The organism is Arthrobacter sp. MA-N2 (genome assembly GCF_000517125.1).
In the GTDB taxonomy this organism is placed as follows: domain Bacteria; phylum Actinomycetota; class Actinomycetes; order Actinomycetales; family Micrococcaceae; genus Arthrobacter; species Arthrobacter methylotrophus.
This window is the reverse complement of the sequence record NZ_KI912155.1, coordinates 1,015,865-1,028,762: the sequence shown is the minus strand read 5'-3', so window position 1 is coordinate 1,028,762 and position 12,898 is coordinate 1,015,865. Positions and strand designations below refer to the sequence as shown.

The window sequence follows — 12,898 nt, the reverse complement described above, 5'->3', positions numbered from 1 at the left end:
CTCTTGGGCCGAATCGATACCAGGAAGAAGCCGAACGGTGACTGACACCTCACAACCCTCGCCTCGCACCCGCCCCCCGCAATTCATGGTCCTGACCGTGGTTCTGGTTGTTTTGGCCATAGCCGGCCTCGGCTTGGTCATCTGGAAGAGCGGGTCCGGTTCACACGATACTTCCTCTTCAGCTTCCCGCCTTTCCGGCGATACGTCCCCTGTTAGTGGCTCTGTGGTCCGAAGCTCGGAGCGGGTCACGATGCTGGGGGATTCCGTCACTGTCGCTGCTGCCGACGCCTTAGCCCAAGTGCTGCCAAAGGCCGACATCGAAGCTAGTGTGGGGCGTCAGTTCCGCGACCTTCCCGACGAGCTTTCCCAGCTCAAGAAAGAAGGAAAGCTCGGGAACATCGTCGTTGTCGCTCTGGGCGCCAATGGTTCACCTTCGAGCACGGTCTGGTCCGCGGTCTTGAGTACGCTGGGTGACGATCATAAGTTGGTGTTGGTCACGCCGCACGGCAACAAGGAGTGGATCCCGGACAGCATCGCTTCCATCCGCCAAGTAGCCGGGCAGCATCCGGGCCGTGTGGTGTTAGCTGACTGGGATGCTGTTGCCTCCTCTGTCAGCGACTTCGCGGCGGACGGGATCCACCCCGGGCCGAAAGGGGCTCAGGTCTTCGCCCGGACCGTCAGTGAAGCGATCCAGCAGGCCGCGGCGCAGTGACGCTCCTACCGCCCGATGTTTCCACCCCGTCCGTGGCTACCCGCAACAAGGGCCTGGACGTTCTGCGGGGTGCCGCCGTGACTGCTGTGTTGCTGTTCCATGCATTTCCCACCGTGTTTCCGGGCGGTTTTCTCGGCGTGGACTTGTTCTTCGTGCTCTCCGGCTACCTCATCACCGGTGTGCTGGTCAGTTCGCTCACTATTGACGGTTCACTGCTTGTGCGCAGATTCTGGTCGCGCCGACTTCGCAGGCTGTTGCCCGCCCTCGTCTTGTTACTTCCGACGGTCACCGTGCTGTCCTTAGTTGTGCCCGGTGGGCCGCAGGCAGGCATGCGGCAGCAGTGGCTGACCGCTTTGACCTTCACTAGCAACTGGTTTCAGATCGGCGCAGAGGAACGCTACTTTGCACAGGCCGATCCGCCACTGTTGACGCACCTGTGGTCGCTGGCGGTGGAGGAGCAGTTCTATTTGTTCTGGCCACTGGTATTCGGGGCCGGATGGTGTTTGCTCGGCAAATGCTCAGTTCGACTCAGGCAAAGCACGGATGCCCGGCGGCGTTTCCTGGCGTGGGCGGCGATCGCGATGGCGGTTGCCTCGGCAACCGCGATGGGAGTACAAGGTTTCGCGGGCGACCCCAGCGGCCGAGCCTATCTGGGAACCGATACCCATGCTTTCGGTCTATTGGCCGGATCTGCCCTTGCACTGTGGCCGGGAAGACGTGGCTGGCTCCGTCCCTGGGCACGCAAGGCCCTTGTCTTTGCCGCCGTTGTGGTGCTCGCGTTCTTCTGCCTGACGATGGAGGGGACGGCCCCTTTCCCATACCTTGGAGGGCTCGTGGTGGTGGTAACGGCGACATGCGTGCTGGTGCTGGCTTGCACCGTTCCGGGACAACAGCCCCGGAACCCCGGAGCGGAGCGAATTCCTCGATCAGGGCGCTACCTTGTCCGGGGGACGTCCTCGGCCTTTGGGTGGCTCGGGCAGCGTTCGTACGGACTCTACCTATGGCACTGGCCGCTACTTGTGTTGATCATGCCGCTGGTGGCGCCCGAGCTTCGCACCATCGCCGCAATCCTCATCCTGGGGCTGTCGGCCGGGGTGGCTCATCTGTCCTGGGAATTGGTGGAGAAACCCGTCCTCCATTGCAGCGCCATACCCGCCCCGGCCCAATCGATCCGGCAGAGACTTCGACCGTTTCAGACGGGAACCGCTCTCGCTCTGTTTGCTTCCCTCTGTATTGGAAGCATCTGGGCGCTCGCAATCTCGCCCTCCCACTCGCCGCTGCAGGAACGACTCCAACAGCAACAGCAACACCTCACTCCAACAGACGTCAAACGAGGAACACCATGACCGCCCCATATACCGGCCCGACACTAGCCACTATCACCTCAGGAATTGAGGCCAACATAGCCCGCGTTCGTTCACTCTGCCATGCCGAGATAATGGCCGTGGTGAAAGCCGACGGGTATGGGCTCGGCGCCGAACACGTAGCCGGGGCAGCACTCAACGCAGGGTGCACATGGCTGGGCACCACAGACGTGGTAGAAGCGTCACGATTGCGCCGGGCGGGATTCAGCGTCCCGATCTTGGCATGGCTGCATCCAGCCGGCCTTGACGTCGAAACAGCAGAGGCCGCTGACGTGGATATCGCCATCGGGTCCCTCGAACACCTCATCCAGGCCCTCCGCCGCGGCCGCGGAAAACTGAGGATCCACCTGCACTTGGACACCGGAATGACCCGCGGCGGTCTCCCTGCCTACGACTGGCACGACGCCATGCACTGGGCCGCGGCCGGCGAAAAGGAGAAGATCTTCCGGGTAGCCGGCCTCATGGGCCACCTTCCCAATGCCGACGCTGCAGAGCCCTCGGCCAACGACGCCGGCCTGCGCTCATTCGACGTCGCACACAAGATGGCCCGGAAGGCAGGCCTCGCCTTCGAAGTCCGCCATGTGGCCAGCACCTCGGCGACGCTTACCGACCCGAGGAGCCACTACGAGCTGGTGCGCATCGGTGCCGGTCTGGTCGGCATCGATCCGTCCGGTTCCACCGAGCTGAACCCCGTCGCCCGTCTGACATGTCCCGTGGTGCACACTCGCGCAGTCAGCGAAGGAAGCCCGGTGGGATACGGCGGCAGCGGCATAACGCAGAAGGCTGGGTTCGTCAGCGTCCTGGGCCTTGGCTACGCGGACGGAATCCCCCAAGTCCTCGACCGTGAGGCACACGTCGTGATCGATGGCCGTGCCTGCCGCATCCTTGGTCGGGTGAACATGGACCAGATCGTCGTCGAAACCGGCGAATGGGCGGCAGCGCCCGGCACTGAAGCGATCATCATGGGCCTCAACCCCGGAGAACCGACCGTGCAGCAGTGGGCCCAATGGGGCAACACCTCGGCACATCGGATCATCACGGGATTGGGGCGGCGGCTCCACCGTGTCGCTGCAACCGGACAGGAGGAATCCGCGTGACCACCGTTTTCGTCCTTGGCGGGGGAACAAGCCCTGAGCACGTTGTATCCCTGGCCTCAGCCGCTACCATCAGCACTACCTTGAAAGCAGCAGGGCACGACGTCCGCCACTGGACGATACAGCCCGACGGCGAATGGACCAGCCATTCGCCCGCGAAAGACCCTGTACTACACCCGCTTCAAGTACCCGGGGCGGCCGCAGGAGCCGCGGCTTTCCTGGCCGAAGCAGCGTCGGCGCCCGCCCCCGCGGTCGTGTATCCCACCTTGCACGGCGCTCCGGGTGAGGACGGGGCGGTCGCGGGACTTTGCGCGCTGGCAGGACTCCGATTGGCCGCTTCGCCCCTAGCGGCCTCAGCAGCTGCCATGGACAAATGGATCACCAAACAGCTTGCGGCCACCGCCGACGTCGCGACCGTAGCATCTGTGTTGTTAGGACCGGACCATGGTCCATTGGCGATGGTGCATCCGGCGGTCGTCAAACCGGTTACGGCAGGATCGTCCCATGGAGTCAGCCTGGTCCGGGACGAAAAAGAGATGAGCCGGGCACTATCCGAAGCCAGGGCTTTGTCCTCGAGAGTCCTGGTAGAGCCATTGGTCCATGGGCGGGAGATCGACGTCGCACTCTTTGACGACGGAACCGGCCGTCTAGTGGTCTTGCCTCCGCTGGAAATTCACACCGAGGGGCTGTTCGACACATCCACGAAATACGACGGCACCGCACGGTTCACCGTTCCCGCCGAGATCCCAACAACCATCAGCCGTGAACTTAGCGGCGCAGCAGAACGGATGTACCGGGCCCTGGGATGCTGGGGCATCGCAAGGATGGACTTCTTCGTCACGGACGACGGCGTCATCCTCAATGAAGTCAACACGGCGCCGGGGATGTCCCATCACTCCCAAGTGCCGCAAATGGCCGCTGCGGGCGGATGGCAACTCGCGCGGCTGCTCAACGAATTGGTATCAGCAGCTCGTATTCCTGCCTGAGGGAGGTTCCTCAAATGAACTCTTTACAGCAACGGACCGCCAGCCGCGGTGGCCTCGTGTTGGCGCCACTTATAGGCCTCTTGTTCGGCTCGGTATTCGGAGCCCTATGCATCCTTCTCCGAGCAGTAGGTCCCAGCGAATGGGCCTCACTAGCCGACGAATGGTGGCCGTGGGCACTAGTACTGGGCATCGCCGCGCTGGCCTCACGGTCAGTAGTTGCCAACCTCCTCGCCATTCTGGCCACAGGACTGTCGGGGTTGACCGTGTACTACGTGCTCAAGGCCTGCCTCGCCGTCGGCTACTCAGCCAGCACATATCGCGGTTTCGATGTCTATTTCCAGCAGGACAACCTCACGATGTGGTCTGCAGTCGTCGTGGCAACAGCGTTGCCTGGAGCTTTGGCCGGGGCGTGGGGTCGACGGCTTTTCGCGGTTCCGGGCCTCACACGGCGCGTCTGACTGCCCACCGGACAGCGAACGACGGCGGGAGGTGACTCCCGCCGTCGTCGTCGCGTTTGCGTCCGAAAGGGCGCTGTTACAGGGAGTGTGCGTCGAAGGCGGTTGCCTTGGCCGCGCTGTCCAGGCTGACGGTGAAGGTGTTCGGGCCGCTGCAGGTCACCGCGATGCTGGCCTTGGAGGTGTTGTGGCGCAGTGAGAAGTCATGCACCAGCGCGTCCAGCGTGTGGTGGGTGGTTGAGCGGTCCCAAATCTTGAGGGTTACGGAGTCGGCAGTTTCAAACGTCATTGTTCAGTGCTTCCATTCATGAATCCGGATGTCGGCTATCGCGCCAATGCGAAAGCCTTTCCATAGTGCACAGTGAGGCGTAGACGGCTCAAGCCAAGATGGCGTTTATTGCTAGTGAGTCTCATCACAGCCGCCCCGTGCTAGTTGGATGCAAGATGCAATGCGCCGAAGACCGGGTCCTGGGTGAGGACCTGCAAAGTGCCGAGACCTCGGGAGCATAGGGCGATTCGCATGGCCGTCTGCAGTGTGGGCTGGTTCACGCCCAGCCCGCCGCCAAGCACGATCGGCCCGTCGATCTTCAGTTGCTCGGCACATTTTGCCGCCAACGACGCCAGATCGGCGCCTGCCTGGAGAATCATGTCCAGCGAGGCCGCATGCCCGGAGGCTGCGCACTCAAAGACGACGGGCGATTTGGAAGCCCAGAATCCGCGTCCGGCGCCGCTGTGGAAAAGGGCAATCAAACCCTCCGGGCCGGAAAGTCCGCAAGCCTTCACAAGGGCTTTCGTCAGTTCGTCGGCGCGGAGCCCATGGTTCATCCGGTCCAGGCTGTACCTCACAGCTTCACGAGCAAACCAGTAGCCGCTACCCTCATCACCCAGCAAGTAGCCCCAGCCGCCGGCACGCGCTTCGTCCTTGCCGTTGGTGCCCCAGGCGGCGGATCCAGTGCCCGCAATGACGGCGATTCCGGTGCTGTATCCAGCGGCCGCGAGAAGAAGGCGCGTGTCATGGACAACCGAGACGACGGCGTCGGGGGCCAATGGCTGGATCAATTCGGTCAGGGCGTTCGCGTCTTCGGCGGTGTCAATCCCTCCGGAACCAACTACCACGCGTGCAACGGGGCCGCGGTTGAGGCTGGCGAACACGCCCTCCAGGTTGATGCGGGCTTGGTCGCGGCTCACGTTCTGCACATTGGCGCTACCGCCGGAAGTATCGGCAACGGCGGTTCCGTCCAGCCATGTGATGCCGCGTGTCTTCGAGCCTCCGATGTCCAAGCCTATGACCGCGCCGGCGACGCCTGGGTGTGTCACTGGTGTGTTCCTTCCTTCGTAGAGATCGTTTGTGAATATTCGGTGGGCGGCAAGATACTTCCGGCGTGGATTCCAATCCCTTGAAGCACCGGATACTGCCACCAGGCATCGAGTCCATCGGCGCCTGTACCACCCACGACGGATGCGACACGGAAGGTGTGGCTTTCCCCGGGCAGCAGCGAAACGCATTGCTCGGAGACTGTCGCCTCCGGGTCAAGCCGGTCTGCTTGCAGGACCAGCTCGCGCACGATGGTCTCGGCAGTGACAGTTACTTCAATCCCGCCGGGTACTTCCGACGCCCGGGCCATGACCCGCGCCGGTTCCTTGATGCGGTCTTTGTCCTCGGCGTAGAAGTAGAGGATCCGGTCCCCGTGCCCGAGTCCTTCGCCCCGTGCCACAAGGACATCGCTCAAGGGGTGCTCAGTCTCGCGCACCTCGGCGGGGAGGCCTATTTCGGTCTTGTCCCTGGGCGCTACGTCGAAGGCGAACTGATGCGACGCCTCCTGCCGGGTGCCCTGCGGGCCGGCCGCCGGGGGAGCGGTTGTGCTGAGGCGTTCCACCGTGATGGTCCCGCTCCAGGCTTCTGCGGAATCGTTGACCAGAACGACGGCGAGCCGGTCGCCGCGGCGCTGTATGGTCGCCAGCCGGGGCCGGTAGGCCTCCCGGATTGCATACCACAGCGGTTTGAGCTGACCGTGTCCGTCAATAGCGGCCCAGGAGGTGACGGGCCAGCAGTCGTTGAGTTGCCAGACGATCGATCCCGCGCAAACGGGCCACCCGGTACGAAAGTGCTCGATGCCGAATCGGATAGCGCGGGCTTGGTTTACCTGGGTGAGAAAGTGCCACTCCTGGAAATTCGCTGGATCGGGAAGGTGCGCGGCCAGTCCTCTCTGCAGCTTTCCGGTACCGTCTTCGGCTTTTTGGTGCTGGAGGAAGGCCGAAGATTCGAGGTCCAGGTCCGCCGGCTCCAGGACGCTCGTGAGGGTTGACCAGTTGGGGGGACCTTGGAACCCGAACTCGGAAACGAATCGTGCATTCCACTCTGCGTAGTGTGAATAGTCTTTTTGGTTCCAGACATCCCAGATATGTGTGTTCCCGTGACTTGGATCGTTGGGGTGCAATCCGGGATCCCCGGAGTAGGGGCTGCCGTTCCAGTAAGGACGGGTGGGATCCAACTCCGCAACGAGTGCAGGCAAGAGCTCGGAATAGTAGCGCCATCCCCAGTTTCGGCCGTCAAGCCGGGGCTTCCAATCCCAATCCCAGAATCCCCAAACGCATTCATTGTTTCCATTCCAAAGCACCAGGCTCGGGTGGTTCATGAGCCGTGCCACATTGTCCCGGACCTCAGCGGCGACTTCCTCGTAGAGGGGTCCGTCCTCGGGGTATCCGGCGCAAGCAAAGAGGAAGTCCTGCCAGACGAGGATGCCCATGCGGTCACACAGCTCATAGAAAGTATCCGACTCATATACTCCGCCACCCCAAACGCGGAGGAGGTTCATGTTCGCCGCAGTGGCTTGCGAGAGGCGCTGCCGGAGCTGGCGGTCGCTGATGCGGGACGGGAAGCAATCGTCGGGGATCCAGTTGGCGCCCTTCACGAAGATGTCGGTTCCATTGACGGCAAAGACAAAGCTGGTTCCGGTTTCGTCCCGTTCGGTCTTGAGCTCGAATTGCCGAAATCCGATGCTCTTGGACCACACGTCAAGGTCGTGACCCCCGGCGTCCAGCGTCACCGTTAGCAGGGAAAGCGGCTGGGCACCCATATCGTGCGGCCACCACAATTCAACGTCCTCGAGATCGATGACGACCCGGGCTTTGTGGGAGCCTTGCGGCAGGGTGAGTGATTCGGTTTTGCCCAAAAGGGCTACTGTGAGTCCGAGTTCGCCTGAAGCGCCCGGCGCCCGCAGGACCTCGACATCCACCTCCACATGGGCATGTCCGTTGGTGGGGAGTTCTCCCGGTCCGCGCCCTCGTCCGTGGTCGAAACCAGCCCCGGGTGCAACGGTGGTAGTGACGGATGGGCGCACTGACTGCAGCCGCGCCGTCTCATATCGCCTGATGTCCACGGGTTTCCACGGTCCGGCCGTCACCAGGTTAGGGCCCCAATCCCAGCCGAAATTGCACGCCGATTTGCGCACGTACTGGAACGGCTCCGGATTGCCGTTGGGTAGTTCCCCCATGGATGCCCGGATTTGTTCGGCATAGTCGCGCACGTTCTTGAAGGTCATTGCCAAGTCATTGGCGCCCGGCCTGACGACGTCAGTGACGTCCACGACGTAGCTGCGGTGTTGGTTGTGGGTGTGCGCGAGGTCTTGCCCGTTGACCCGGATGACGGCGATGGTGTCCAAGCCGTGGAAGACGAGCTCTGTCCGCCGGTCATCATTGCCGTCGTGGTCGAAGGTTGTGGAGTATTCCCATTCGCTCCGGCCCACCCAATGCTGGGATTCCTCGTTTTGCCCCACATACGGGTCGGGGAGGTGTCCGTGGTCAATGAGAACCGTGTGCACAACCGACGGAACGGGCGCTGCAAGCCTCCAGCCCATGGCCCCGGACGGTGCGTCCGGGGCTGGAGCTGTCATTCTCAACGTCCATCCCTTGGCGAGGTTGCTCGTTTCAATCATGTGGCTAGCTGTGGTCTGCGCGGTAGAAGTACATTTCCCGCGATCCCGCGGGAGCATCCCAGCCTTGGGCGAACATCCAGGTTCCACCGAACTTCAGGAGCCCGCCCCAAGCCAGAGAGCCTCCTCGGTGCATCGCCTTCTGGGTGAACGGTTCGTTCACGTCATACAGCGCCTGTGCGGCGGAAAACTGGCCGTCTGCGTCGCCGTAGAAGAAGTCCAGCACCAGCTTGCCGCCGTCGCTCTCGGTGCTGCCGCCGTCGTCGACGATGGCGCAGGCCACTTCGTGCAGTGAGCCGCCCAGCGGCCCTAGGTCCAGGTACTCCTGTGGCTCGAACGTCCAGTTCACCATGTCGGTGGACCGGCCCACGTGGGTGGTTCCGCCGCAGCCCTCGGACAGGTACATCAGGTAGTGGCCGCCGATCTTGACGGCGTCGCCCTGGGCGTTCCGGGGGATGACGGCCCCCTTGGCCCAGAACCGCGAGACCTCGTAGGGGACGGCCAGGCCGAGCTTTTCCCAATGGATCAGGTCGTCGGATACGGCGACATTGATGTCGCAGCCGACGTCGCCCAGGGGATAGACATCCGGGTCCTGGCCAGCCTGCTCCTCGCTGCGGTCGATCGTCCAGATCCCGTTGTAGAACATGTAATAGCGGCCATCGGCCTGGTACACCTTGGGATCTTCGCAGCCAAGGATCTCATTGTCCTGGGTGGGGTAGATCACCGGGTTGGAGGGGTTGTCCTGCCAGCCGGTTTCGGGATCGTAGACGGCAACGCCGATACGGCTCGAGACCGATTCCTTGCGCGGGGATGCGCGGTAGAAGAGGTAGAGCTTGCCGTCGCGTTCCATGACCGAGGGGTTGAAGATCGAATCCGCCGTCCAGCCGATGCCGGTCGGATCGGCCCAGTCCTGGACTTGCCGGAACGTCAGGGAATCGTCCTTGCGGAACGGACCAACAGCCCATTCCGGGTGCTCGGGATACGCGGCGGAAAACTGGTCGGTGGAAATGGTGTCGGTCAGCGGATTGCTGAACGTGAGCGCTCCCTCGTAACTGTGGAGCAGGGCTTCCGTGGTGATTTTCTGCATGGGTTCTTCCTGTGGTGATAAGTGTCAGTTGTGGACCAGGGTCACCCAGGTGAACCCACCCGGGGCTACGGTGACGCGGCCGGAATGGTCTGCCCCGTTCTGGTCGGGACCTGGCGCGACGGGCTGCCCGGAAGCATCGAAGGCCTGCTGGCTCAAATGGAACCCTTGGGGCATGTCCACTTTTCGATCCGTGCTTCCCGGAGCCGCGCTGATGTACAGGGTTGATTGGCCTCCTGAGCCGGAGACGGAAACCGAGGAAATCTGCGGCTGCAGCAGCACACCGTCGATCGATACGTCGCTTCCGGCCTTGGCGGTCACGTTGTCCTGGCCGGCCGGCAGAGCCCGGTCAAGGGAGAACGGGAAGAGCTTGCCGGGAGTTGCCGTGATGCCTTGTTCCCCTGCCCCGCCATTGGGCGTGTTACCGAGGAAAGTGCTCCCGGCAGTCCACGACGTCGTTCCGGCGGCTTCGGAGCGCTGGTTCACGATCGGGTACGCATTACGTGCCTGGCCCGCGGCCGGGACCGGGATCTTCACGGTGCCGCCCGCGTTGAGGGCGACGTATGCACCGCCGGACCAATTCGCCTCACCGGTCCATGCGGAGGCTGGCTTGACGACTGCGCCGCCGGTGATGGTTCCGGCTTCGGCTTCGGCTACCTTGAGTCCGTCCGTCCCCACGGTGCTAGAGATCCCCAAGGCCTTGGCCTTGAGCTCCGGATTGGCGTCCAAAGCGAGCATGGACAACAACGTGTGGATGGTGGATTCCGCCCCGGAGTTGGGGTTGACACGGCCGTCGGTTTCGATGCCGTCAATAGCGGTGCCTGTTGCCGCGTTGTAGGCGGGCTTTCCGCTGCGGTTGGCACCGAAGTACCAGCCTGCGGCAACCGCCGCGACGTCGAGTAGTCCGGGAGCGTTCGCGGCTTTTGCGGTCGCCACGAGTCCTTCAACCCGCGAGTCCACGCCGTAGGCTATCTGTGCCTCACCGGGGGTCGGGCTCCAGGCGTTGTCCGGTCCTCCCGCGGCGAGGAGCTGCGGAGTGAATTGGGCGGAGTCCTTCACAGCGGCGGTCAACAGCTCAGGGCGATGCAGCAACGGGGACGCGGTCGCGACGGCGGCTGCAGCCATTCCGCCCCATGCATGCCACAGGGTCTGGGTCTGGGTCGACGGAAGAATCGCGCCGAACGGCCACTGCTGGACCGATCCCGAGGACATCGCGGCGATGCCCTCGGTGAGCTTGCCCAGCGCGGTGGCGGCAGCGCCGTCGTCGGGCGCGGCCTTCGAATAGGCGGAGAGTCCGAGCACGGCTTCCGCGGAGGCGTCCGCCCCTCCGGTGATCAGCCAGGCAGGGACCTTGGTGCCGTCGGCAACGTCGTACTTTCCGTACTTCGAGAGGGACTGCTTGTTGACGGACGCGACGGCGAGGTCCATCCTGGTCTGCAGGAACGCGGCAAACTGGGGATCGGCGGACTTGAACGCCGCATATCCTTCGCCTAGGGCCCACACGGTCCGGGCCAGCCAGTAGGACTCGGCCGAATCGCTGGGGTCAGGAAGTTCCACCGGCTTGGCACTCGGCGTCAGGGTGCCATCGGCTTGCTGCCACAACACCACGTTGCCGGCATTGGGACCGGAAGACGTCTGCAGGTACGTCAGCTCGCGCAGCACGTCGAAGGCATGGGCGCGGCTCGACGCGTCGCCGGTCTGCTGCCAATGGCGCAAGTAGACGACGGCGGTGCGGGCGATGTCGTCCGCGTTGAAGGCCCCTTGGCTCCAGTAACCCGTGGTTGCGTCCTTGGAACCTCCTCCTACCCGCGTGTAGCTGCCGTCGGCGTTCTTGTTGGCGTACGTCCACGGCGCCTGCGCCGCGGGGTGTTCAGCGATCTGGTAGGTCGTGTGGCCATCCACGGCGTTCAGGGGAACCGTGTCCAGCAGGAAATTCAGGTGGGACAGATTGGTCAACGGTGCCTGCGACGCCGAGGCCGGCGCCTGCGACGCAGCGGCCGGAACCGGCTGCGCCGCCGAGGCCACCCCAGCCCCGGCCAGGAGCATCGACAAGGTGGCAACAACTGCGACCGGGGCGGATTTCAGCCGTGCATAAACTAGGGGAGGTGTCATGTCTAACTCCTAGGGGGCATGGAAGAAGGGCTGGACTGCTGGGGCGGGGTGGTGCCTTGGGGCGCGGTCCGCCCTACGCGCGGTCCAGGCGTGCCACGCCGATCTTCGAGTCGGCCATGCCATAGAAGACGAATAACTGATCGCCGATCTTCTCTATTGCCGTGGGGAAAACGACGTTGGGGACGATGCCCGAGACCTCGTCTTCTGTTTCGGGGGCCAGCAGGGGCTTGTCGCTGCGCGCGATCACGATCGAAGGATCCTCAGCATCCAGGATCATCGCCGCGGCGGTGTAGTTGACGTTCTGCTGGTGGTCGAAGGCGGACTTCTCCATGGACCCTGTGACGCCGTGGTAGATCAAGAGCCAGCCTTCGTCGATGCGGATCGGTGCGGGTCCGCCACCAATCTTGAGTGCTTCGAAGGGGAACTCGCTCAGGGCAACCACCTTGTGCTTGCGCAGGTGGACCAGGTTGCGGATGTCCTTCTCGACGTCGGCCACGGCGACGTAGGAAATCCAGATCCCCGGGCGGTTGTCATCGAGGCCGGCCGGCAAGTGCTCGCCTTCGCCCTCGCGGATCCAACCCAGGTCCCACATGGGGCGGTGCAGCAAAGCGTAGGAGGGGACGCCGTCGGGATCGTTGACCGGCTCCGGGAAGAACACCGCATCCTTGTTGGCGAACAAGTTCAAGTCCATGGACAAGTCTGCTTGGTACTCGAAATGGCAAGGCCCCAGGCGATTCCAGGTGCGCAGGTCTTCGGAGTGGGCGAAGGCGAGACGGGGGCCAAGGGGTCCGTAGGCGACATAGGTCATCAGGTGGCGGCCCAGGGACGGCACCCAGGTAATGCGGGGATCTTCGGTTCCAGCGTTGTTGATGCCCCGTTCCCACCCTTCGTCAGGGGCCAGGACAACGCCCTGGCGTTCGACGCCGGACGGGACGCCGTCGTCACCGATGATCACTTTGGCGAGTCCAACGCGGGAGACATTCCCCTTCGCGACGAGGCGCGGCAGGAGGTACAGCTCGCCGTCGGGCCCACGGCCGCTGGCCGGGTTGAGGACGCCTTCGGCTTCGAACTCGTTCCCGGCTTCCGGCGTCATGATGACTCCGGCGCGGGTCAGGGTGAACGGGACGGTGGGGAGTGCAGACGTTGAGGAAGTCATAGG

At 63.5% G+C, this 12,898-nt stretch carries 11 protein-coding genes; 5 read left to right on the top strand and 6 right to left on the bottom strand.

The features are described from left to right. Positions 1-37 precede the first annotated feature (37 nt). From A3M3_RS23855 to A3M3_RS0105255, 5 genes are read left to right on the top strand one after another with little or no spacing between them, the layout of a single operon-like run. Positions 38-712 (top strand): hypothetical protein, encoded by a 675-nt coding sequence (locus A3M3_RS23855; protein ID WP_028265472.1) that lies wholly within the window; start codon positions 38-40, stop codon positions 710-712. Further along, positions 709-2,058, top strand: a complete 1,350-nt coding sequence (locus A3M3_RS23850) for an acyltransferase family protein (RefSeq protein ID WP_051422942.1) — start codon at positions 709-711, stop codon at positions 2,056-2,058. The genes A3M3_RS23855 and A3M3_RS23850 overlap by 4 nt, the downstream gene beginning before the upstream one ends. Continuing rightward, the gene (gene alr / locus A3M3_RS0105265; RefSeq protein ID WP_035741379.1) at positions 2,055-3,173 is read left to right on the top strand and encodes an alanine racemase; all 1,119 of its coding nucleotides are present in this window, start codon (positions 2,055-2,057) and stop codon (positions 3,171-3,173) included. The genes A3M3_RS23850 and alr overlap by 4 nt, the downstream gene beginning before the upstream one ends. Next, positions 3,170-4,156, top strand: a complete 987-nt coding sequence (locus tag A3M3_RS0105260) for a D-alanine--D-alanine ligase family protein (RefSeq protein ID WP_051422941.1) — start codon at positions 3,170-3,172, stop codon at positions 4,154-4,156. Before alr ends, A3M3_RS0105260 begins: the two co-directional genes overlap by 4 nt. Before the next feature lie 14 nt (positions 4,157-4,170). Continuing rightward, positions 4,171-4,614 carry a hypothetical protein gene (locus A3M3_RS0105255; protein WP_028265469.1) on the top strand — a complete coding sequence of 148 codons (444 nt, stop codon included), beginning with the start codon at positions 4,171-4,173 and terminating at the stop codon, positions 4,612-4,614. A gap of 76 nt (positions 4,615-4,690) precedes the next feature. Here A3M3_RS0105255 and A3M3_RS23845 read toward each other — a convergent pair whose 3' ends face one another. From A3M3_RS23845 to A3M3_RS0105225, 6 genes are all read right to left on the bottom strand, one after another. Beyond that, the gene (locus A3M3_RS23845; protein ID WP_035741377.1) at positions 4,691-4,900 is read right to left on the bottom strand and encodes a hypothetical protein; all 210 of its coding nucleotides are present in this window, start codon (positions 4,898-4,900) and stop codon (positions 4,691-4,693) included. Positions 4,901-5,040: 140 nt separating this feature from the next. Beyond that, positions 5,041-5,928, bottom strand: a complete 888-nt coding sequence (locus A3M3_RS0105245) for an N-acetylglucosamine kinase (protein WP_028265468.1) — start codon at positions 5,926-5,928, stop codon at positions 5,041-5,043. Further along, on the bottom strand, positions 5,925-8,504 hold the full coding sequence (locus A3M3_RS23840) for a glycoside hydrolase family 2 protein (protein WP_197023125.1): 2,580 nt from the start codon (positions 8,502-8,504) through the stop codon (positions 5,925-5,927). The genes A3M3_RS0105245 and A3M3_RS23840 overlap by 4 nt, the downstream gene beginning before the upstream one ends. Positions 8,505-8,550: 46 nt before the next feature. Continuing rightward, positions 8,551-9,630, bottom strand: a complete 1,080-nt coding sequence (locus A3M3_RS0105235) for a family 43 glycosylhydrolase (RefSeq protein WP_028265467.1) — start codon at positions 9,628-9,630, stop codon at positions 8,551-8,553. Positions 9,631-9,654: 24 nt separating this feature from the next. Continuing rightward, positions 9,655-11,739, bottom strand: coding sequence for a hypothetical protein (locus A3M3_RS23835; RefSeq protein WP_051422939.1), 2,085 nt, complete (start codon positions 11,737-11,739; stop codon positions 9,655-9,657). Positions 11,740-11,812: 73 nt separating this feature from the next. Further along, entirely contained in the window at positions 11,813-12,895 is a 1,083-nt protein-coding gene (locus A3M3_RS0105225; protein WP_028265466.1) for a glycoside hydrolase family 130 protein, read from the bottom strand. Between the last annotated feature and the right edge of the window lie 3 nt (positions 12,896-12,898).